The 22,465-nt window shown below is 65.7% G+C and carries 17 protein-coding genes; 5 read left to right on the top strand and 12 right to left on the bottom strand.

Annotated features, from left to right (window positions below; all coding sequences use genetic code 11):
• Positions 1 to 42: 42 nt before the first annotated feature.
• From BG61_RS18640 to BG61_RS18630, 3 genes are all read right to left on the bottom strand, one after another.
• Positions 43 to 1,332, bottom strand: a complete 1,290-nt coding sequence (locus BG61_RS18640; RefSeq protein WP_035938748.1) for an RNA polymerase sigma factor — start codon at positions 1,330 to 1,332, stop codon at positions 43 to 45.
• On the bottom strand, positions 1,329 to 1,727 hold the full coding sequence (locus BG61_RS18635; RefSeq protein WP_035938746.1) for a VOC family protein: 399 nt from the start codon (positions 1,725 to 1,727) through the stop codon (positions 1,329 to 1,331). Before BG61_RS18635 ends, BG61_RS18640 begins: the two co-directional genes overlap by 4 nt.
• 144 nt (positions 1,728 to 1,871) lie before the next feature.
• Positions 1,872 to 2,225, bottom strand: a complete 354-nt coding sequence (locus tag BG61_RS18630; RefSeq protein WP_035938744.1) for a YciI family protein — start codon at positions 2,223 to 2,225, stop codon at positions 1,872 to 1,874.
• 433 nt (positions 2,226 to 2,658) lie between these two features.
• Here BG61_RS18630 and BG61_RS18625 point away from each other — a divergent pair, with 433 nt between their 5' ends.
• Both BG61_RS18625 and BG61_RS18620 read left to right on the top strand, forming a co-directional pair.
• Entirely contained in the window at positions 2,659 to 4,605 is a 1,947-nt protein-coding gene (locus BG61_RS18625) for a hypothetical protein (protein WP_035938742.1), read from the top strand.
• A gap of 371 nt (positions 4,606 to 4,976) precedes the next feature.
• Positions 4,977 to 5,351, top strand: a complete 375-nt coding sequence (locus BG61_RS18620) for a DUF2917 domain-containing protein (RefSeq protein WP_232256418.1) — start codon at positions 4,977 to 4,979, stop codon at positions 5,349 to 5,351.
• Positions 5,352 to 5,681: 330 nt separating this feature from the next.
• On the opposite strand, the gene BG61_RS18615 is transcribed toward BG61_RS18620, so the two are convergent.
• The 3 genes from BG61_RS18615 to BG61_RS18605 all read right to left on the bottom strand — a co-directional run bounded on the left by BG61_RS18615 (position 5,682) and on the right by BG61_RS18605 (position 10,148).
• Positions 5,682 to 7,313, bottom strand: coding sequence for a tannase/feruloyl esterase family alpha/beta hydrolase (locus tag BG61_RS18615; RefSeq protein ID WP_051672632.1), 1,632 nt, complete (start codon positions 7,311 to 7,313; stop codon positions 5,682 to 5,684).
• A 545-nt stretch (positions 7,314 to 7,858) separates the two neighbouring features.
• Entirely contained in the window at positions 7,859 to 9,172 is a 1,314-nt protein-coding gene (locus tag BG61_RS18610) for an acyl-CoA dehydrogenase family protein (protein ID WP_081868114.1), read from the bottom strand.
• A 115-nt stretch (positions 9,173 to 9,287) separates the two neighbouring features.
• Positions 9,288 to 10,148, bottom strand: coding sequence for a LysR family transcriptional regulator (locus BG61_RS18605; protein ID WP_035938738.1), 861 nt, complete (start codon positions 10,146 to 10,148; stop codon positions 9,288 to 9,290).
• Between the two features lie 35 nt (positions 10,149 to 10,183).
• On the opposite strand from BG61_RS18605, the gene BG61_RS18600 reads away from it, so the two are divergent.
• A complete protein-coding gene (locus BG61_RS18600) occupies positions 10,184 to 11,674 on the top strand; it encodes a DHA2 family efflux MFS transporter permease subunit (RefSeq protein ID WP_161783684.1) in 1,491 nt (496 codons plus the stop codon).
• A 171-nt stretch (positions 11,675 to 11,845) separates the two neighbouring features.
• A complete protein-coding gene (locus BG61_RS18595; RefSeq protein WP_035933290.1) occupies positions 11,846 to 12,847 on the top strand; it encodes an aldo/keto reductase in 1,002 nt (333 codons plus the stop codon).
• A 23-nt stretch (positions 12,848 to 12,870) separates the two neighbouring features.
• On the opposite strand, the gene BG61_RS18590 is transcribed toward BG61_RS18595, so the two are convergent.
• Positions 12,871 to 13,530 (bottom strand): NAD-dependent epimerase/dehydratase family protein, encoded by a 660-nt coding sequence (locus BG61_RS18590; RefSeq protein WP_035933292.1) that lies wholly within the window; start codon positions 13,528 to 13,530, stop codon positions 12,871 to 12,873.
• 51 nt (positions 13,531 to 13,581) lie between these two features.
• Positions 13,582 to 14,457, bottom strand: a complete 876-nt coding sequence (rarD, locus tag BG61_RS18585) for an EamA family transporter RarD (RefSeq protein ID WP_035933531.1) — start codon at positions 14,455 to 14,457, stop codon at positions 13,582 to 13,584.
• A 380-nt stretch (positions 14,458 to 14,837) separates the two neighbouring features.
• On the opposite strand from rarD, the gene BG61_RS18580 reads away from it, so the two are divergent.
• Positions 14,838 to 15,899 (top strand): AI-2E family transporter, encoded by a 1,062-nt coding sequence (locus BG61_RS18580; protein ID WP_035933294.1) that lies wholly within the window; start codon positions 14,838 to 14,840, stop codon positions 15,897 to 15,899.
• A 117-nt stretch (positions 15,900 to 16,016) separates the two neighbouring features.
• On the opposite strand, the gene BG61_RS18575 is transcribed toward BG61_RS18580, so the two are convergent.
• The 4 genes from BG61_RS18575 to BG61_RS18560 all read right to left on the bottom strand — a co-directional run bounded on the left by BG61_RS18575 (position 16,017) and on the right by BG61_RS18560 (position 22,442).
• Positions 16,017 to 17,666, bottom strand: coding sequence for a SpoVR family protein (locus tag BG61_RS18575; protein WP_035933296.1), 1,650 nt, complete (start codon positions 17,664 to 17,666; stop codon positions 16,017 to 16,019).
• Complete coding sequence (locus BG61_RS18570) at positions 17,663 to 18,928, bottom strand: YeaH/YhbH family protein (RefSeq protein WP_035933297.1); 1,266 nt, start codon at positions 18,926 to 18,928, stop codon at positions 17,663 to 17,665. The genes BG61_RS18575 and BG61_RS18570 overlap by 4 nt, the downstream gene beginning before the upstream one ends.
• A gap of 209 nt (positions 18,929 to 19,137) precedes the next feature.
• Positions 19,138 to 21,060, bottom strand: coding sequence for a PrkA family serine protein kinase (locus BG61_RS18565; RefSeq protein ID WP_035933300.1), 1,923 nt, complete (start codon positions 21,058 to 21,060; stop codon positions 19,138 to 19,140).
• A 620-nt stretch (positions 21,061 to 21,680) separates the two neighbouring features.
• Positions 21,681 to 22,442, bottom strand: a complete 762-nt coding sequence (locus tag BG61_RS18560; protein WP_035933302.1) for a 2-keto-4-pentenoate hydratase — start codon at positions 22,440 to 22,442, stop codon at positions 21,681 to 21,683.
• Positions 22,443 to 22,465 lie beyond the last annotated feature (23 nt).

Genomic DNA, 22,465 nt, shown 5'->3' with positions numbered 1-22,465 from the left:
CAAGCGGGGCAAGGGGCGACGCTTCAGGCGTCACCCGGCGCGCTAGGCGTCCATCTCCCGCGCACGCCCGAGCAGGAACTCGCGCTCCTTCGCGTTGCGCGTCATCGATGCGGCGCGCTCGAACTCGGCGCGCGCCTCGTCGCGTCGTCCGAGCTTCGCGAGCAGGTCCGCGCGCACGCTCGGCAGCCAGTGATAGTTCGCGAGCGTCGGCTCGGTGCGAATCGCATCGACGATCTCGAGGCCCGCCTGAGGCCCGAACGCCATGCTGACTGCGACCGCGCGATTGAGCGCGACGACCGGTGTGGGCGCGACCTGCAGCAGCGCGTCATAAAGGGCGACGATCATTTCCCAGTCGGTGTCTTCCGCGCTCGGCGCGCGGGCGTGGCACGCCGCGAGCGCCGCCTGCAGCGCGTAGACGCCGCGCGCACCGCCGAGCGCTTCCGAGCGCCTGAGCGCGGCGAGCCCGCGGCGGATCAGGAGCGGGTCCCAGCGGCTTCTGTCCTGATCGGGCAGCAGCACCGGACGCCCTTTCGCATCGACGCGCGCCCGCATGCGCGACGCCTGGATTTCCATCAGCGCGGCGAGGCCGTGCACCTCGCTCTCGCCGGGCGCAAGCTCCGCGAGAATGCGCCCGAGCCGCAGCGCGTCCTCGCAGAGCGCGGGGCGCATCCAGTCGTCGCCCGCGGTGGCGGAATAGCCCTCGTTGAAAATCAGGTAGATCACTTCGAGCACGGACGCGAGGCGCGCCGCGCGTGCATCCGCCTTCGGCACCTCGAAGGGCACGCGCGCGGCCGACAGCGTTTTCTTCGCGCGCACGATGCGCTGCGCGATGGTCGGCTCGGGCACGAGAAACGCGCGCGCGATCTCGTCGGTGGTGAGGCCGCCGATCAGGCGCAGCGTGAGCGCGACGCGCGCGTCGAGCGACAGCACCGGGTGGCAGGCCGTGAAGACGAGCCGCAGCAGGTCGTCGCCGATGTCGTCTTCGCGCGCGGCGTCGAGTGCATCGACGAAATCGGGGACGACATGCATCTGCATCGCGTCGAGTTCGCGGCCGAGCTCCTCGTGCTTGCGGGCGTGCAGCGCGTCCTGCCGCAAGCGGTCGAGCGCGCGGTTCTTCGCTGTCGTCATGAGCCACGCTCCCGGGTTATCGGGCACGCCCGTCTTGCTCCAGTGCTCGAGCGCGGCGACGAGCGCGTCCTGCGCGAACTCCTCGGCGAGCGCCACGTCGCGCACGATGCGCGCGACACCCGCAATCACCTTCGCGGATTCGATCCGCCACACCGCCTCGATCGCGCGGTGCGTCGCCGACGCCTGCTGCCCGCCCCCGCTCACGCCGCTTCCGGGCTCATGTGGACCAGTTCCCAGATGTGGCCGTCCACGTCCTCGAAGCCGTGCGCGTACATGAAGCCGTGGTCCTGCGGCTCGCGCGGCGCACGTCCGCCCGCCGCCACCGCCTTCGCGACCAGATCGTCCACTTCGGCGCGGCTCTCGCACGAGAGGCACACGATCACCTCGGTGGCCGCATTCGCATCGACGAGCGGCTTGTGCGTGAAGGTCCTGAAGAACTCCTCGACGAGCAGCATCGCGAAAATGTTCTCGCCGACGACGAGGCACGCGGCCTGGTCGTTGGTGAACTGCGAATTGAAGGACAGGCCGAGCGCCTTGAAGAAGGTCATCGAGCGCTTGAGGTCGCTCACCGGCAGGTTCACGAAGATCTGTTTGTGCATGGCTTGAAACTCCAGTTCGTTATCGGCGCGCGTGTGCGGGCGTCGTGAGGCAGCGCGGGCCGTGTGTGCTCGCCTCTTGCCCTGACAACGACCGGCGCGCCTCGAAATCGACACGAATTTACCGCTCACCGGGAAAACCCCGAGTCATTCGTAGCACGGCCCGGTCTTGCGGACTTCGACGGTGCACCACTCGGCCGCGGGGCAGTCGGCGGCGATAGCGAGCGCTTCCTCGCGCGTTTCGCAGTTGAGCAGAAAGAAGCCGCCGACCATCTCCTTCGCTTCGGCGAACGGCCCGTCTATCAGCCGCCGCGCGCCATCGCGCTTCTGCACGCGCACGCCCTCCGCGTCCGAGGTCAGCGACTCGCACGCGAGCAGCGTGCCGCGCGAGCGCAGGCCGTCGGCGAATTCGAGCATCTGCGCGTAGACGCGCCGGCCTTCTTCCTTCGAGCGCTCTGCCCGCTGGTCACGGGGTTCGACGATGAGCAACATGTAAGCCACGGCAACTCCCGAAAATTTGAACGAAGGTTCACGTTAGCGCGGCATCTCCTGGCGGGCAATAGCCCGGTTGGCACCTGCTAGCACCCGCCTTTCTTCATTCATATGATGTTTACATCATTTATCAGACGTTACGTACGGTTACGGCCTTTTACTCACTGTTACGAGTCTTTCTTAGTACTATTGCGCCGCTGACGTTTGTCTCGTCAAGCTTTCAGTTCGCTGTTCCCGCGCCACGCCCGGGTTGCCCGACCCGCTCGCGACGCGGTCGTGCAACGTCGATTTCCCCTGGCCGTTCCCGCAGCGCTGTTCGGCCGGACAGCGCGCAATCGTTTGCGGTGCCGCGTTCTGCGGCGCATTTTGCAATGGATCCCGGCGCCTCGCAGGCGCCGCCGGACGCCGACCTCCCGGCGCCGTCTAACGTTCGCATGAATCGATGAAAACACATCCGCTATTGCTCTCCACGCTCGTCCTCGCACTCGCCGGCTGCGGCGGCGGAGGCGACGCAGGCAGCCCCGCTTCGACGGCCAACGCCACCACGCCCGGCGCTGCCGGGAGCAACCCCGCCGCGGGCGGCGCCGCCTCCACGGACGCGCAGGCCGAAGCGAACGCCACCGCCAGCCAGAAGCTGTCGTGCGTGTCGCCGTCGATGTCGACGGCCCCGTCGGGCAGCGCGCCGATCACCGCCGACACCCCGAGCGCCGACAAGACGCGCCTCTTCGCTGCGGGCAGCGCGTTCAAGCTCGCGATCACGACACGCCCCGCTGCCGCCGACACACTTCGTTGGGCCATTTCCGACACCACCGGCAAGACGGTCGCGAGCGGCAGCGTCTCCGCGCCCGCCGTCGCGACGACGACCACCCTCACCTGCACCTCCACGCGCGCCGGCTACTTCGCCGTCTCGGCGACGTTCGCGAAGTCGGGCGGCCAGGTGCAGACCGCCGGCACGCGGCCCAACGGCATCGCCACGTTCGGCGTGCTGCCGAACCTCGCCGCCACGATTCCCGCCGTGAACTACGCGCACCAGGACCAGCATCGTTTCGGCATGCAGGGCTTCAACGGCAACGGGCCGATGCTGGCCGCGCTCGGCATCACCTCGACGATCGACGACCGCCAGATGTCCGTGATGGAGCCGAACGGCCGCAACACGTTCAACCCGTCGGCGAACAATCTCGACCCGTTCTATACGTCGGGCCAGGTCATGCGCCTCGTGCGCCTCGACGGCATTCCGGGCTGGGCGAGCGGCCACGGCCAGTCGCCGGACTTCGGCTACGCGCCCGCCGATCTCGGCTACTTCTCGAACTACCTCGCGCGCGTGGGCACCGAGACCGAAGCGATCCGCGCCCGCTATTTCCCGACGCAGTCGGCGAACTACTATCAGGTGACGTGGGAGCCGTACATCCTGTGGAAGGACACCGACGCGAACTTCGTCGCGCTCTACAAGACCGCGCATGAAGGCCTGCATTCGACGGACCCGAAGGCCGTCGTGATGGGGCCCGCCGAACCGTTCCCGTCGCTGACCACCGACCGCCTCAAGCGCCTCGCGCCGCTCGGCTTCGCGCAGTACATCGACGGTATCGCGACGCACGGCTACTACGACGCGGGCACCTCGCCCTCGCATCCGCCCGAGCGCCGCCACACGGAGCCGGACCCCGCGGACGCCGCCAATTCGCTGCTCAACGAGATGCGCAACCTGCGCGCGGAAATGGCCGCCGACTACAAGCCGGGCATGAAGCTCTTCGTGACGGAGACGGGCATCAGCTACGACATCGGTTCGAGCTACGGCCCGAACTATCCGACGCCGAACATCCTGTTCGCGCAGGGCGCGGTGGTGGCGCGCACGCACCTCATCCTGCTTGGCGAAGGCGCCGATCAGACCTACGTGTTCTTCGGCCCGGACTTCCCGGGCGAGCCGGGCTACGGCACGTTCTTCGATCTGGACAACCCGCAGGCCGCGTTCGGCACGACCAACATCAGCCCCAAGCCGGCCGCGATGACGGTCGCCGCGATGACGCGCATCCTCGACGGCACGACGACGCTCGGCCCCCTCGCGAACCTGCCCTCGGGCGTGTACGCGTACGCGTTCCAGCAGCTCGGCGGCGGCCGCGTGATCACCGCGCTCTGGACGCACAACAACGCGGTGTGGGATGCGAGCACGGGCTTCAGCTCGACCTACAGCACGGCCTACACGCTCGCCGTCGATGCGCCGGGCACGAGCGGCACGGTGCAGCTGATCGACGCGATGGGCAATCCGTCGAGCGCGCCGTACAGCGACGGCAAGCTCGTGCTCACGCTCACGGAGTCGCCGCAATACGTGGTATCCACGAACGCCGACGTCGCGAAGAGCCATTCGACGAAGCCCGTGGGCTACGCCGGCATCTGACCGCTCGCACGGCGTAACCCCGATGCGAAGGGCCGCGCTCGATCCCGGCCCTTCGTCATCCTGCATGTCATCCCGATAATCCCGGCCGCCGCGAGGCGCAAGGCATTTCACGCGCGCCCGGCATCTCGATATTGACAGCGGCGCGACGCCGCCCGATACTGCGCTTCATGCACGCAAGCCGCCTTCTCTCCATCGTCCCGATTTGCTACGCAATGAACGCCACTGGCGGGTCATCGGGAGAGCGCGTGCGCTAGCAACACCAAGGCAGACACAACCGATTCCGAAGGCCCCGCCGATCAGACGGGGCCTTTTTGTTTTCATGCGTGCGACTCCGTCTCTGGCTCAAGTCTTCGGCTCACCACTGGAGAGCAATGATGGAAAAAGCATCGCAAGTCTCAGTGCAGGCAGGCGGGAAATCCGCGCTCGCGTCGAAGGCGCGCGTCGTCGTGTATTTCGAGGTGCAGCCGCGTCAGACCTTGTCGTGGCGCGTCGCGCACGACGGCGAATTGCGCGTGCATCAGGCCGCGGCCTGGCTCACGCGTCACGGGGACCCGTACGACTACTGGGCGAAGCCCGGCGATGTCGTGCGGCTCATGCGCGGCGAGCGCGTGTGGCTGTCGTCGGATGCGGATGCGCCGCTCGAGGTATCCGTGACGTCGTACCGCCATGCGGGCACGACCCAGCTTCGACGATGGCTCGCGCGACTATGGCCACGCGTCTCGAAAACGAGCGCGAGCGCGTTCTAGCGTGCCGCCCGCGCCATGCCACGTTTCGCACGCGGCGCACGATGACCGGCACGACGGCTGTCGCGCAGCGCCGGGGCGCCGCTTCGCCCCGGCGCGCGTCGATGTGCCGCTCGATGCACCGCCCGATGCGCTCTTCAGACACGCCCTTCGTCCGCTGAAGCCTTTCGCCGCTCCCGCCATTGTGCCGGGCTACGGGTGCGCGCCGGTCGAACTGCCGCGCGTACACCTCGCGCAACGGGTGCGGCTCGTCCCCCCGTGCCGGGCATTGAACCCGCGGACATCGAACGCGCTCGCGACGAACACATCAACGGCGCTCGGCCCGCGCGCCGCTCACGGACGCTCGCAGCGGAAATTCGCCGCGCTGTTGACACTGCCCTTGCCCGTATAGCGCGGATAGGCCGGGTAGCGGCACATCGGGCGCGAGCGTCCGTTGGTCGCGGGGGCGATGTCGGTGCCGACGAGCGTTTCGGGCGCCACGCCGCGCGTGACCCACTGGTCGAGCGCGCCGAGTTCGTCCCACGCCGGGATGAACACCCCGCTGCCGTGCTGGAAGCCCGGCACCATGTAGAGGCGCACGAACGAATCGACGGTGTCCTGCCCGTAGCGGCCGACGAGCGACCGGTAGAACGCGATGGTCTGGTTCGGGCTGATCACTTCGTCGGCGAGGCCGTGCATCATGATCAGCTTGCCGCCGCGCGCAATGAACGCGGACACGTCGGTGTTCATCGCGCCGACGGTCGCCGACAGCGTCACGAGCCGCTGCCGGTAGCGGCCCGGATTCGCGATGTCGAAGGCGAGGCTGCTGAACGCCGGATCGCGCGTGACGAAGTACCGGATGTACGCGTCGCCCTGCGCGAAGAGATAGCCGTTCACGGCGAAGCCCGGCGGCGAGACGAGCGTCGGCGAATCGCCGAGACCGAGGCCGCCCGACAAGTCCACGCCCTGATAGACGTTGTAGCCCGGATACGAGTTGACGTTATAGGCGAGCGGGTACGGCAGCGAGAGGCCGTCACGCAGGGTGTCGAGCGTCGCCAGCTGGGCGTCGGAAAGACAGCTGTCGCGCAGCGACGGCCGCTGGCCGTTCGCGCAGCGCAGTTGCGCGACGATTTGCGGCTCGAGCTCGCGGCATGCCTCGACGTTGCCCACGATGCCGTCGGCCGCGCCGTCGAGCCGGTCGCAGTCGTGCATGACGGTTTCGAACACGCGCCGCTGCTGCGCGAGCCCGACGAAACCGCCCGGCTTCGCGTACGACGCCTGCCCGACCTTCACGCCGATCAGGCGCACGCCCGAGAAATTGATGGCCGGCGCGTTGGCGATCACGCCGTCGTAATCGGCGGGATAGCGCTCGATCACCGTGAGCCCCTCGCGACCGCCCGTCGAGCCGCCCGCGAAGTAGGTCTTCTCCGGCCCGCGCCCGTAGCCCATCTGGATCAGCGCGAGCGCGACGTCGTGCGTCTTTTTGAGATGCCCGAAGCCGAAGTTGACGATCGCTTCGTCGTTGGCGGCGAAATCCGCGCGGCCCGAATTGCCGACGTGGCCCGAATCCGAGCCGAAGGTCGCGTAGCCGCGCGCGAGCGGCGTGGAGTCCGGCGCGAACGGCATCGGCTCGGTGCCGCTCACGACCACGCCGCTGTAGCCGCCGCCGCCCATCTGCAGCGCGCGGCCGTTCCAGCGGCTCGGCAGGTTCACTTCGAAGCGGATATCGGGCGTCGTGTCCTGAACCGCCCTGATGCTGCCGACGATCCGGCAGTACTCGCCGTTGCGGTTGCCTGGCGCCGCCGCCTTCACGACCGACGCGCTCCAAATCAGCGCGCCGCGCGTCGGCAGACCGATCACCGGGGCGGGGATGCTCCTGCCCTCCAGCTCCGCGCAATGCTTCGCGACATACGACGCCGCGCTCGCCGCGCCGCTTGCGGCGAGCGCGCAACAGGCGCCGAGCGTGGCCAACGCAGCGAATGTGATGCGTCGCGCGCTGAAGCTGCGCAGGCGTGCGGGGAAACCGGCGAGCGCGCTCACCGGCGGCTTCGCGCGCCGATGGTGCCGATCGTGCCGATGGTGCTGATCGTGCCGCGCGCGACGGACGGTTCTTGTGCGGGTCTCGCGCACGGGGCGCGGCGCATGTCGTGGACTTTCATGTGAGCGGGCTTAAGGACGAGGTGAGCCGGGGCGCCGGGCGCCCGCAGCAAAACGCCGCTCAATATATAAGAAGCAAAATGCGCGTGGCAATCGCGGTATGCGAGCGGTGCGGCGAATTCTCACGATGATTCGTCGCGGACCGGCCTGACGCGGCCCGGCTGTTGCAGCGTTGCAGCGCCGGGCAGGGTTGGCTCGCCGCCGTACGGTGTTCGTCGGCGGAGCCTTTTCTCGCTATGACATTCAGGTAAAAAACGCCGCTCCCGGAAGGAAAGCGGCCTGCCGCGCGCGGCGCTGACGAAAGGAATACACACCGCGCCCGGTGAATCCCGTTCGCACGGCGAACGCCGGACGCCGCCCTGTCGTCCTGCGCCCTACCGCCCGCTTTCCGCCAGCGCCGCATCGAGCCGCGCCGCGCGCGCGCCGGACGCGTCGCGTGAACCGGAATCCGCGTCCTGCGACGGCGCCGTCGAATGTGCGAGGCTGAAGCGCTCGTTCGGCGCGGTGCCGTTGAGGTGGAAATCGCCGACGGCCGCCTCGCGCTGGATCGCCGGGTTGTGCGACGCGATCACGCGCGCGTTGCGCCAGTGGCGGTCGAGCCGCCGCGCCTCGCTCGTCGCGCTCGCCCCGCCGACTTCGAAGAGCAGCGTCGACGCTTCGAGCACCTGCTCGATCACGATCTGCTGCGCCTGATAGACCTGGATGTCGAGCGCGATGTAATCCTCTGGCTTCGCGCGCCCCGCGAGGCGTGCCTGGTGCACGGTTTCGAGCGCCGCCGACACCGAATCGACGATGGCTTCCGCCGCGAACGCCAGGCTCGCGAGCCGCCCGACAACCCGATGCACGAGCGGATTCTCGCGCGGGCTGGAGCGCCCCGGCACGCCGAAGGTGCGGGTGCGGCCCTGCACGAACGCGATGCCGTCGCGCAGCACCGCCCGCGCGATACCCGCCAGCGTCGCGAGATGCACGGTCTGGTAGAACGCGGTCACGAGCGTGTTGCGGCGCGGCTCGGACGCCTTGAAGCGCTGCAGGATCTGGTCGCCCTCCACCCGCACGTTGTCAAAGCGCGTCGTGCCGCTCGCGGTCAGGCGCTGGCCGAAGCCGTCCCAGTCGTCGAGGCGCGCGACGCCCGGCGCGTCGCCGCGCACGAGCAGATGCAGGTCGTCCGTGCCGTCGTGCGCCGTCACGCTGATCCAGTCGGCGTAGAGCGCGCCCGTGCTGTAATACTTCTCGCCGTTCAGCAGCCACCGGCCGCTCGCGCCGTCCGGCGTCACGGTGACGGTGTTGTGCGTCGAGCCGGTGCGCTCCGAGATCGCCGCGCCGACCGTCTCGCCCCGGGCGATCCGCGTGAGCCAGCGTTCGCGTGCGGCTTCGTCGTCGCTTTCGAGCCGCAATTCGACGAAGCCGAAATTCAGGCGCAGGATCTGCGGCAGGTTGGAATCCGCCTCGCCGAGCCGCGTGAGCAGCCTGAAGAACTGCGGCAGCGTCGCGCCGCCGCCACCGTACTTGCGCGGCACGCGCAGCGCCGTGAAACCCGATTCGGTCAGCCAGCGCACCGCGTCGCGGGCCAGTTCACGCTTCTGCTCGCGCTCGACGGCTCCCGCGGCGATGCGCTCGAACACACCCGCGAAACGATCGAGCCACTCTGCGCCGTCGGCCTCGTGCGGCCATGCCTGCGTCGTCGTCATTCTCTTTCTCTCCGTTCGAAACCGTAGCGAAAGAGCATAAATTCCACGCCGCGCCGCGCAAACGAAGCAATTGCGCTAAGGATATGCGCGCCCGGTCGGCGTCTTACCCGGCGTCTTACTCGCCGTCCCACTCGCCGCGCAGGTCGCTGTTCTGCAGCAGTTGCAGCAGCGTTTCCGCCGGACGGCTCAGGTGCTTTGCCCCGAGCGCGATGAATTCCACCTCGGGCAGTTCCGGCAGTGCCGCGCGGTTCAGCGGCGGCGCGAGCCCGCGCCCCGCGAGGAAATGCGAGCGCACGGTGAGCCCCAGCCCACCGCGCGCCGCCGCGATGCAGCCCGCGTGGCTGCTGCTCGTGCAGACCATCTGCCAGCTGGCGCCCGCCATCGCGAGGGCGTCGAGCACGACGGCGCGCGTCACGCTCGGCTCGGCGACGAGTATCAGCGGCAGCGGCAGTGCCAGATCGACCACGGTGCCGGGTTTCGCGAGCCACTCGAGCCGCCCGCTGAAAAGCCGCATGCCGCGCGCGTCGCCGACGCGGCGCTTGCCGACCGCCAGATCGATCGCGCCGGCATCGAGCAGCTGATAAAGCTGCCCGGTCATGCCGATCGTGATTTCGAGCTCCACGTCGGGATGCGTATTACGAAAGGCCGCGAGCACGCTCGGCAGCGGGCCGAGCGCGAGGTCGTCGGAGGAACCGAGGCGCACGCGGCCGCGCAGCCGTGGCGAGCGGAACTGCGATTCGGCATGCGCCATCGCCTCCAGGATCACGCGGGCGTGCACGAGCATCGCCTCGCCGTCGGCGGTGAGCGCGAGCGAATGCGTGTCGCGGATCAGGAGCCGGCGCCCCACGCTCTCCTCCAGACGCCGGATGTGTTCGCTCACGCTCGACTGCGTGAGGCCGAGCTGGCGCCCGGCGTCGGTGAAACTGTGCGACGCGGCCACCGTCGCGAACGTGTTCAGCCAGACTGGATTGAGCATGCGGGGATTGTGATCGGCATTTACGATGATAGTCAATGTGGTTAGCGGGGTTCCCGATAGCATCCGTAATCTGTAACATTTCAGCTTGGCTGATACGGAAACCTTCCGCGGCGGCCCGTCTCACGCTTCGTTACCCGCACATGACACGACAGTCTTCTCACACGGCGCTTCTGTGGATCGTCGCCGTCGGCTTTTTCATGCAGGCGCTCGACACGACGATCGTCAACACCGCCCTGCCCTCGATTGCCCGCAGCCTGAACGCTCATCCGCTCGCCATGCAGTCGATCGTCGTCGCCTACACGCTGACGATGGCGCTCCTCACCCCCGCCTCCGGCTGGCTCGCAGACCGCTTCGGCACGCGGCGCGTCTATTTCGTTTCGATTCTGCTCTTCGTGATCGGCTCGCTCTGCTGCGCGGGCGCGCACACGGTCGACCAGCTGATCGTCGCGCGGGTGCTGCAGGGCATCGGCGGCTCGATGCTGCTGCCGATCGGGCGGCTCGCCGTCCTGCGCAGCGTGACGGGCGAAGCCTACGTGTCGGCGCTCGCGATGATCTCGATCGCCGGCCAGGTCGGCCCCATCCTCGGGCCGACGCTCGGCGGCTGGTTCGTCGAGGCCGCGACCTGGCACTGGATCTTTCTGATCAACGTGCCGATCGGCGCGCTCGGGCTCGTCGCGGTGCTGCGCTATCTGCCGAACGACAGCATCGCCGATGCGCCTCCGTTCGACTTCGTCGGCTGCGGGCTGTTGTCGCTTTGCATGGTCGCGTTTTCGATGGCAATCGACAATCCCGTCGAGGAGCATCGTGTGCTCGTATCCGTTGCGCTCTTCGCGCTGAGCGCGGCCGCCGCGCTCGCCTACATTCCGTACGCGCAGCGGCGCGCGAATCCGCTTTTCCAGCTTGCGCTCTTTCGCGAGCCGAACTTCAGCGTCGGCCTCGTCGGCAACCTGCTCTGCCGCGTGGGGTCGAGCGCCGTGCCGTTCCTGCTGCCGCTTCTGATGCAGCTCGAACTCGGCTACAGCCCGCTGCACTCGGGCCTCATGATGCTGCCCGCCGCGTTCGCCGGCACCATCGCGAAGGGCTGGATCGCGCCGCTCGTCAAGCGCTACGGCTACGACAACTTCCTGCTCGTGAACACGGTTCTGGTGGGCGCATCGATTGTCGGCTTCGCCGCTTTTGCGCCGGGCACGCCGCTCGCCGTGGAAATCGTGATCCTGTCGATTTTCGGCGCGAGCAACTCGATGCAGTTCGCGGCGATGAACAGCGTCACGCTCAAGGGCCTGTCGATCAAGGATGCGGGCAGCGGCAACAGCCTCTTCTCGATGGTGCAGATGCTCGCGATCGGCCTGGGCGTCTCGATCGGCGGCGGGCTCGTGCGGGTGTTCGAGGGCGCCTCGGGGTCGGCGGCGCTCGGCTTCAAGCTGAGCTTCGTGTGCGTGGGCGTGATCACGCTCGCCTCGGCACTCGTGTTCCGCAGGCTCGACGCCGCGCCGCAGCCGGCCCGCCAGCCGGCCGCCGCGCAGTAGGCGCGGCAGCTTGCCGGCATCAGGCGCCCCAAGCGCGGGCGTTGCGGCGTTGCCAGCAAGGTCGCGGCGTCGCGGCTATGCTATCGGACTCGCTGCAAAGCCGCCCCAATCCACACCCCACTCGACACCCCCAACCGCCACCCCCAACCGCCACCCTGTAGGGAGCCCACCGTGCAATACAGCAAATTCGGCAATACCGGCCTCACCGTTTCGCGCCTGTGCCTCGGCACGATGACATTCGGCTTGCAGACGAACGAGGACGTGTCGCGCAGCATCATGGACCGTGCCGCCGACGCCGGCGTGAATTTCATCGATACCGCCAACGTCTACCCGCTCGGCGCCGACGAAAAGACGGCCGGCGGCACGGAAGAGATCGTCGGCCGCTGGCTGAAGGGCAAGCGCGATCGCTTCATTCTCGCGACCAAGGCGGTCGGCAAGATGGGGCCGTCGGCGTGGGACCAGGGCGCCTCGCGCAAGCATCTGCTCGATGCGATCGACGCCTCGCTCAAGCGGCTGAACACCGACTACGTCGATCTGTACCAGCTCCATCACGACTCGCCCGAAACGCCGCTCGACGAAACGCTCGAAGCGCTCGACACCATCGTTCGCCACGGCAAGGCGCGCTATATCGGCGTGTCGAATTTCCTCGCCTACCGGCTCGCGCGCGCGCTCGGGCGCTCGGACGCGCTGCGCACGGCGCGCTTCGTCTCGATGCAGCCGCGCTACAACCTGCTCTTTCGCCAGATCGAGCGTGAGCTGCTGCCGCTCGCGTCGGAAGAAGGGCTCGCGGTGATGCCTTACAACCCGCTCGCGGGCGGGCTCCTCACGGGCAAGCACCGTCACGATACGGCGCCGTCGGAAGGACGCTTTACGGTCGCGACCATCGGCCAGCGCGCGGGCGAGATGTACCAGCAGCGCTACTGGCACGAGCGCGAATTCCAGACGATCGAAAAGCTGAAGGCGATCGTCGCCGACGCGGGACAGTCGCTCACGAAGACGTCGATTGCGTGGGTGCTCGCCAATCCCGTGGTGAGTTCCGCGATCATCGGCGCGAGCCGGCCGGATCAGCTCACCGACACGCTCGCCGCCGCCGATCTCACGCTCGATCCGGAACTCAAGGCAAAGCTCGACGACACGACCATCGAATACCGCTGGGGCGACGCCGCGCGCTGATCCTGCGCGCTGTGCGCTAGTACCTAGTACCGCGCGATGTCGCGGCTTTCGAGTATCGGCGACGGCGCGCCTTGTTTCGCCACGGCGAGCATCGCGCGCCCGACCTGCTCGGTCGTGACGATCGCGTTCGGAAACGTGCGCTGCAGGAACGGCATCACCGGCCGCGCGAGCGAGTAGCCCGCCTGGTACAGCGCGGTCTTCGAGCGCACGCCGTGCATCGGCAGGATCGCGCCGGGGCGGAACATGAACGCCGCCCTGAACGGCAGGCGCAGCAGCGCGTTCTCCGTGCGCCCCTTCACGCGCGCCCACATCGTGCGGCCCCGCTCGGTGCTGTCGGTCCCGGCGCCCGTCACGTAGACGAACGTCATGGCCGGATCGACGCGCGCGAGCGTTTCGGCGGCGGCCATCGTCAGGTCGTAGGTCAGGCGCGTGTAGTCGGCCTCGCTCATCCGGAACGACGAGACGCCCAGACAAAAGAAGCAGGCGTCGAAACCCGTCAGAGCGGCTTCGATCGCGCCGTAGTCGAACATGTCCCGATGCACGATCTCGCGCAGCTTGGGGTTGTGCACACCGGTTGCCGTGCGGCCGATCGTGACGACTTCCGACACCTCGGCATCGAGCAGGCACTCGCGCAGGACGCCCTGCCCCACCATGCCCGTCGCGCCGAAAAGAAGAATTTTCATCGATGATGCCTGCCGTTGGCCGCCATTGGCCGCCGTTAAGGTGTCACGCACTCACGCACGCAGTTGCCGCGCCCGCCAGGCACTTTCCAGCGAATAGACGGCAAGCGCCGCCCAGATCGCGCCATAGCCGATCAGCCGGTCGTGCCCGAACGCCTCCTGATAGATCACCACGCCGATCAGCAGTTGCAGCGTCGGCGTGATGTACTGGATCAGCCCGAGCATCGACAGCGGGATGCGCCGCGCGCCCGCCGCGAACAGCAGCAGCGGAATCGCCGTGATCGGGCCCGCGGCGATCAGCAGCACCTTGACGCCGAACGAGGCGTCGGCGAAACCGCTCGCGCCGTGCGTGCCGGCGATCGCGAGATAAGCCGCGGCGAGCGGGCACAGCAGCATGGTTTCGAGCGTGAGCCCCTCGAGCGCGCCGAGATGCGCGGTCTTGCGCAGGAGGCCGTAGCCGCCGAAGGTCAGCGCGAGCGCGAGGCTGATCCACGGCGGCTGGCCGTTGACCCACGTGAGCCACAGCACGCCCGCGGCGGCCAGGATGACCGCGACCCACTGAACGCGGCGCAGCCGCTCGTGCAGAAAAGCCATGCCGAACAGCACGTTCACGAGCGGATTGATGAAATAGCCGAGGCTCGCCTCGACGATCCGGCCGTCGTTCACCGCCCAGATGTAAATCAGCCAGTTAGACGACAGCAGCACCGCGCTCGCGGTGAAACGCGCGAGCTGGCGGCGGTTGCTCAGCACGGGCGCGAGCCAGCGCCACTGATGCCGGATCGTCATGACGACGAGCAGGAACACCATCGACCAGGCCATGCGGTGCGCAAGCATCTCCATTGCGCTGATCGAATGCAGGGCCTTGAAATAGATCGGAAAAAGGCCCCAGATGACGAAAGCCGAAAACGCGTAGACAACCCCTGGATTCATTTTTGTTTCGACGAAAGCGGTTTCGGCCGGCAGGAACGCGGCGGCCGGCACGCATGCTGAAGAAGGTTGGGATTTTAGTCGACCGGCGCCGCTTTCCCTAATCGCACGACGTTACCGCCCCGCGAACCCTTGCACCGCTCTGCGCTCGAACGGAGACGCGGGCGCCCGCACGAGCCAGCGCACGCCCTCGCCGGTCCGTGTAAGGCGCCGTGCTAGCATTGCCCCGGCCCGATTATTGCGGCGCAGCGAAGCCCGGCGCCAAGTCCGGCGCCAAGTCCGGCGCAAAGCCGGGCTCGAATCCGGGCGAACGGCGAGCGTGCGTTTCCCGCGCGCCGGCTGCGGCATGGGCCGCCTTCGACTTTGGAATTGTCCGAGCATTCATGAATAACAACTCAGTTCACCAGCATTCGTTCCACATCCTGCTGCTCGTCGTGACGGTCGCGCTCGCGTGGATCCTGCTGCCCTTCTTCGGCGCGATCTTCTGGGGCACGATTCTCGCGATCCTGTTCCAGCCGATGCAGCGCTGGCTCACGATCAAGTTCGGCAAGCGGCGCAACCTCGCCGCGCTAACGACGCTCGTCCTCGCCGTGCTGATCGTGATCGTGCCGCTGATTCTCGTCGCGGGCACGCTCGCGCAGGAAATCAGCCTCGCCTACGCGCAAATCAAATCGGGCCAGCCGAATTTCACGCTCTACTTCCAGCAGATGGTGCACGCGCTGCCGACGTCGGTGCAGAATCTGCTCGGCCGCTTCGGTCTCGACGACATTCCCGGCATCCAGCGCCGGCTCACCGCAGGCGCTGCGCAGATCAGCCAGTTCGTCGCGGAGCAGGCGTTGAGCATCGGCCAGAACACGTTCCAGTTCATGATCAGCTTCGGCGTCATGCTCTACCTCGTGTTTTTCCTGCTGCGCGACGGCGGCGAGATCGGCCGGCGCATTCGCCGCGCGCTGCCGCTCGACGAAGCCCACAAGCAGCACCTGATCGCCAAGTTCACGACCGTCGTGCGCGCGACCGTCAAGGGCAACATCGCGGTGGCGGCGGTTCAGGGGCTGCTCGGCGGGGTCATTTTCTGGATTCTCGGCATCCAGGGCTCACTGCTCTGGGGCGTGCTGATGGCTTTCCTGTCGCTTCTGCCCGCCATCGGCGCCGCGCTGATCTGGGCGCCGGCCGCCGCCTACCTGCTTCTGACCGGCGACATCTGGCGCGGCGTGATCCTGATCGTGTTCTCGGTGGTCGTGATCGGACTCGTCGACAATGTGCTGCGGCCGATCCTGGTCGGCAAGGACACGAAAATGCCTGACTGGGTCGTGCTGATTTCGACGCTTGGCGGCATGGCGCTGTTCGGCATCAACGGCTTCGTGATCGGGCCGCTGATTGCCGCGCTCTTCATGGCGAGCTGGGATCTCTTCGCGCAGGCGGGGGAGAACGATCCGCGAGGGTGAGGCGCATAGCTCGGCACGAGCGAAGCAAATGAGTCGCGCTCGCCAATGAAAAAACCGGCTCTTTCGAGCCGGTTTCAGTCTGGACCACCGTGACGGGCGGAAGGCAGAACACCCAAATCAGCGCGATTCAGGCGGCACGTACTTGCACTCGAAGCGCTTCCTGACTGTGCCGTTCTCGTCGACGCTTTCCAGATACACGTCGAATTGCCACAGCCGCGCCATGTGCTTGAGCACTTCCTCGCTGTCGTTCGAGAGATGCCGGTTGTCCGTCATGAAGTGACGCAGCGTGAGACTGCGATCGCCGCGCGTGTTCACCGAATACACCTGGATGTTCGGCTCGCGGTGGTGCATGTCGTATTGCCGCGACAGCGCCTGCCGGACATACCGGTAGCCGCTTTCGTCATGAATCGCCGACACTTCGAGCGCATCGCGCATGTCGTCGTCGAGGATCGAGAACAGGCGCATCTCGCGGATCAGATGCGGCGACAGATACTGCGCGATGAAGCTTTCGTCCTTGAAATTGCGCATCGCGTAGTGCAGCGACTCGAGCCAGTCACTGCCGGCGAGTTCGGGAAACCACTCGCGGTCTTCGTCCGTGGGGTTCTCGCAGATGCGGCGGATGTCGCTCATCATCGAAAAGCCGAGGGCGTACGGATTGATGCCGCTGTAATACGGCTTCGTCACCGGCGGCTGGTAGACCACGTTGCTGTGCGAATGCAGGAACTCCATCATGAAGCCGTCTTCGAGCCGGCCTTCGTTGTAGAGCGTATTGAGCAGCGTGTAGTGCCAGAACGTCGCCCAGCCTTCGTTCATGACCTGCGTCTGGCGTTGCGGGTAAAAATACTGCCCGACCTTGCGCACGATGCGGATCACCTCGCGCTCCCACGGCTCGAGCAAGGGTGCGTTCTTTTCCGCGAAATAGAGCAGGTTTTCCTGCGGCTCGGGGGGATAGCGGCTTTCGATTTCCTCGGCTGTCTGCGCCTTCTTGTTCGGCAGCGTGCGCCACAGTTCATTCACCTGCGACTGCAGATACGCTTCGCGCTCGCGCCGCATCGCCGCTTCCTTCGCGAGCGACAGTTTCTGCGGCCGCTTGTAGCGGTCCACGCCGTAGTTCATCAGCGCATGGCATGAATCGAGCAGTTCCTCCACGCGATCGAGCCCGTAACGCTCCTCGCATTCCGCGATGTAATTCTTCGCGTAGACGAGATAGTCGATGATCGCGTGCGCGTCCGTCCACAGGCGGAACAGGTAGTTGCCCTTGAAGAACGAGTTGTGCCCGTACGCGGCGTGCGCGATCACGAGCGCCTGCATCGTCATCGTGTTCTCTTCCATGAGATACGCGATGCAGGGGTTCGAATTGATGACGATTTCGTACGCGAGGCCCATCTGCCCGCGCCGATAGCTCTTTTCAGTCGATAGAAAGTGCTTGCCGAACGACCAGTGCCGGTAATTCACCGGCATGCCGACCGATGCGTACGCGTCCATCATCTGCTCGGCGCTGATCAGTTCGAGCTGGATGGGATAAACATCCAGCCCGTACCGTTCCGCGACGCGGGCGATTTCGGTGTCGTATTCCTCGATCAGTTCGAAGGTCCAGTCGGACGGGCACGGCAACGGCCTCTTTTCCGCAACATTCATGCTGCCTTCCTTCCGCGTCGCTTCGGACGCGCTCCGTTGCCCCGCTTCCAGCTTGGCCGGCGCGCGGTCGTCCGTGCTGCCGTCCAGGTGATATCCACGCGCTTCGTTATGGAGATGCCTTGTCGTCATGCAGCCGCCTGTTGTTTCTCGAACAGTTCACGGAACACCGGGTAGATGTCCGCGGCCGATTCGACTTTTTTCATTGCGAGTTCCGGCGCAGCGAGTGCCAGCTGTGCGTACTCCAGCCACAGATTCTGCTCCTCTGGCGCCACTTGAATATAGGCAAAATACCGGACTTTGGGCAGGATGTCTTCAGACAGGAGCTTGCGGCATTTCGGGGAGTCATCGGTCCAGTTGTCGCCGTCCGATGCCTGTGCGCCGTAAATGTTCCATTCAGTGGGCGAATAGCGCTCGTCCATGATCTTCTTCATTAGTTCCAGCGCGCTCGACACGACCGTGCCGCCGCTTTCGGTGGAATGGAAGAAGGTGTCCTCGTCGACTTCCTCGGCGCGCGTGTGGTGGCGGATGAACACCACCTCGATCTTCTCGTAGTTCCGGTTCAGGAACAGATACAGCAGGATGAAGAAGCGCTTCGACAGGTCCTTGCGCTGCTCGTCCATCGAGCCGGACACGTCCATCAGGCAGAACATCACGGCCTTGCTGGAGGGGGTCGGCTGCTTGACGCGGTTCACGTAGCGCAAGTCGAACGGATCGATGAACGGAATGCGCGTGATGCGTCCCTGCATGATCACGATGTCGGCTTCGAGCCGCGCGATTTCCTCGGGGTCGCCCTTTTCTTCCTTCAGTTGCTCCAGTTGCCGCTCCATCTCGCGCAACTGGCTGGAAAGCGGCGAGCCGAGCGCGATGCGGCGCCCGAGCGCGCTGCGAAGCGAGCGCACCACGTCGATGTTGTTCGGCGTGCCCTCGGCTGCCCAGCCCGCCCGGACGTTCTTCCACGTGGGCACGGCGAGCAGCTGGGTTTTCACGAGGCGCGGCAGTTCGAGGTCGTCGAAGAAATACTGCATGAACTCTTCGCGCGAAAGCTCGAAGACGAAGTCGTCCTGCCCTTCGCCCTCGTTGCTCGCGGTCTTGCCGCCGCCTCCGGCGCCGCCTTGCGGGCGCGCAATCTTGTCGCCGCGTATGTAGTCGGCGTTGCCGGGATGCACGAGCTCACGCTTGCCGCCGGGGCCATGGCGGAACGACGGCTCCGCGATGTCCTTCTTCGGAATCGTGATGCTCTGCGTGTTCTGAATATCCTTGATGCTGCGGTCGCGCACGGCGTCCGAGACGGCGCGGCGAATATAGTTCTTCACGCGGCGAAGGAAGCGCTCGCGGTTGGCGATGCTCTTGTTCTTTCCGGCTAACCTGCGGTCGATGATTTGGTGCAGCACATCCAGTCTCCCGCGTTATTGGCGAGGAAGCGAGGCGCTGCGTGGCGTTCGTGCCGCGCGCTGCGGCCGGGTTGCCGTGTCACGCCTCGCAAGGCGCCCGCGCCTGGCCGCTTCGGGGTGCGCCACTGCATGCACCGGAAAACGAAGCGGCCGTGCGCGGGCCTGATACGTAGGGTCTCACGATCTGGTCACGTTTTGATCATCCCCCATCAAGATGACTTGCGAACCCGGAGATACCAGTCGCACAGGAGCCTCACCTGCTTCGGCGTGTAGCCCTTCGCGACCATCCGGTTGACGAAATCCTCATGCTTGCGCTGTTCTTCCGCCGATCCTTTTGCGTTGAACGAAATCACAGGCAAAAGTTCTTCCGTGTTCGAGAACATCTTCTTCTCGATCACGACGCGCAGCTTCTCGTAGCTGATCCACGCCGGGTTCTTGCCGCCGTTGGCCGCGCGCGCCCGCAACACGAAATTCACGATCTCGTTGCGGAAGTCCTTCGGGTTGCTGATGCCCGCAGGCTTCTCGATCTTCTCCAGCTCGGCGTTCAGTGCCGCGCGGTCGAAGCTCTCGCCGGTGTCGTGGTCGCGGAACTCCTGGTCCTGAATCCAGAAGTCGGCGTACGTCACGTAGCGATCGAAGATGTTTTGTCCATACTCCGAATACGATTCCAGATAAGCCGTCTGGATTTCCTTGCCGATGAACTCCGCGTAGCGCGAAGCGAGCACGTCCTTGATGAAGGACAGGTACTTCTGCTCCGTTTCCGGCGGGAACTGCTCGCGTTCGATCTGCTGTTCGAGCACGTACATCAGGTGGACGGGGTTGGCCGCCACTTCGGTCGAATCGAAGTTGAACACGCGCGAGAGAATCTTGAACGCGAAGCGCGTCGAGACCCCGGTCATGCCTTCGTCGACTCCCGCGAAGTCGCGATACTCCTGATACGACTTCGCCTTCGGGTCCGTGTCTTTCAGGTTCTCGCCGTCGTACACCTGCATCTTCGAAAAGAGGCTGGAGTTCTCCGGCTCGTGCAGGCGCGTGAGCACGGCCATCTGCGCCATCATCTTGAGCGTGCCGGGCGCGCATACCGCTTCGGCCAGCGACGAGTTGCGCAGAAGCTTCTCGTAGATCTTCACCTCTTCGCTGTAGCGCAGGCAATACGGCACCTTCACGACGAAGATCCGGTCGAGCAGCGCCTCGTTGTTCTTGTTGTTGCGGAAGGCCTTCCATTCCGACTCGTTCGAGTGGGCGAGGATGACGCCGTCGAACGGAATCGCGCCGAACCCTTCCGTGCCCTTGAAGTTGCCTTCCTGGGTGGCGGTGAGGAGCGGGTGCAGCACCTTGATCGGCGCCTTGAACATTTCGACGAACTCGAGCAGGCCCTGATTGGCGAGGCACAGGCCACCGGAGTAGCTGTAGGCGTCGGCGTCGTCCTGCGAGTAGGTTTCGAGCTTGCGGATATCCACCTTGCCGACGAGCGAGGAGATGTCCTGGTTGTTCTCGTCGCCCGGCTCCGTCTTCGCGATGCCGATCTGGCGAAGGATCGACGGATAGCGCCGCACGACGCGGAACTTGCGGATGTCGCCGTTGTACTCGTGCAGGCGCTTGACCGCCCACGGGCTCAGGATGTTCTTCAGATAGCGGCGCGGAATGCCGTACTGCTCTTCGAGCACCGGGCCGTCCTCGTCGTAGTCGAACAGGCCGAGCGGCGATTCGTTCACGGGCGAACCCTTGATCGAATAGAACGGCACGCGTTCCATGAGCTGCTTCAGGCGCTCGGCGATCGACGACTTGCCGCCGCCCACAGGCCCGAGCAGATAGAGAATCTGCTTCTTTTCTTCAAGACCTTGCGCGGCATGCCGGAAGTACGACACGACATGTTCGATCACTTCCTCCATTCCGTAGAACTCGCGGAATGCCGGATACACCTTGATGACCTTGTTCGCAAACACACGCGATAAACGCGGATCGAGACGGGTATCGACGTGCTCGGGTTCCCCGATGGCCGTCAACATGCGTTCGCCCGCTGTTGCATACGTGGCAGGATCTTCTTTGCAGAGCGCGAGGTACTCTTCGAGCGAGAATTCCTCCTCTCGGGTTTTTTCGAAGCGGGTCGCGAAACTGCTGTAGATATCCATGCTACCTCCTCGCCGAAGTCAGAAAGCGTTGCCGTGCGCGGAGCGCGTAATCGAAACGACATCGCTTGAATTCATCCTAAACCCTTTCGAATTTTTTTTCACGCACTTGCGTGCGCGAAATGCATCGAACGATTCCCTAGCTTGGTGGATTATTTTCGTTCACCTACAATCCTCAGTCCCAATGGTCATATCCTGTTGCGCCATTGTCCGTTTGCCTGTTCGGTTCACCTCGTTGCAGCGCACTTCTACGTGCGGCTCTACCTTCCCGTCTCTCATGCACTTGCCTCCTTTCCCGGGCAATGCCGGAATATTTCCGCCATCCCTGCGCTCGCGCCGCGCAGCACGTTTCGCTCCCGGCCGCGTCATACGGGACGGCATGTCCGGCGCACACTATTTCCATTCGGACCGACCCGGCCGTTTTGATTGTGTTCCACGCTCGCAGCGTTCGCTCACTTTGTAAACTACGCTTACGCTTTAATATTCCATTGGCATGTTCGATACCTGCGATACCTGCGTTCGATACCTGCGTTCGATACCCGGGTTCAATACCCGCGTTCAATACCCGTTACGCATGAATGGTTATATGCGGCCATATTGCATCACGATCGATATCGCCAGACTCACACAAGCGCCAGTTCAATTTCCCCGATGCGGTCGATCGACCCGTGAATCACTCCCGGCACTTCGACGCGGTAAGCCCCGGTATATGAACCTGTCGTGACGGTCCAGAATGGCTCGACGGCATGGCCCATGCGCGAGCAGTGGTTGACGAGCCACACCAGCAGTTCGCGCGGGTCGCCGGCAGGGTTGCCGGGGGTCTGCGGCACGATCGACACGCCGTCGAGCGAGAGCGCGAGCCGCGGCGCAATGAAGTCGAACCCGGGCGCGACGACGTCGTAGGGTTCGATGCCGCCCACGACGAGCGCGCCGTTGTTCTGGGAATCGGCGAGCTGCGCGAGCGGCGCGAGATTGGGCCACTGGGCGAAGCGGCTGTCGACGATTTCCAGCGCGACCGCCACGCCGCCGAGCGCGGCAAAAACTTCCTCGCGTGTGTAAGGTTCGCTGCGCGCGGGCAGCGCGTGCGCAAAGCGAAACGCGATCTCCAGTTCCACCAGCACGCGAAAGAATGAACTGAATTCGAGCCGCGCCGGCGACGCATGGACGAGCGACGCATCGATCGGCGCGCCCGATGCCTGCGCCGAGGGCGATCGCGCGCCGATCTTCCAGCCGCCGATGCGCGCGCCCGTGAGCCTCAGCACCTCGTGCTGGACGGCGTAGGCGGCGCCGGTGTCGGCAGGAATGTCGCGGCCGTTGAGTTCTTCGATCAGCGCATGCTGCTGCCGGGCGTGCACGAGTTGCGCGGCGAGTGTCGATTCGGTCATGTCGGGCTTCCTCTGATGAGCGG

Source organism: Caballeronia glathei, from assembly GCF_000698595.1.
Taxonomy (GTDB): domain Bacteria; phylum Pseudomonadota; class Gammaproteobacteria; order Burkholderiales; family Burkholderiaceae; genus Caballeronia; species Caballeronia glathei.
The sequence above is the reverse complement of the archived record's forward strand: the minus strand, read 5'-3'. Positions and strand labels throughout refer to the sequence as shown.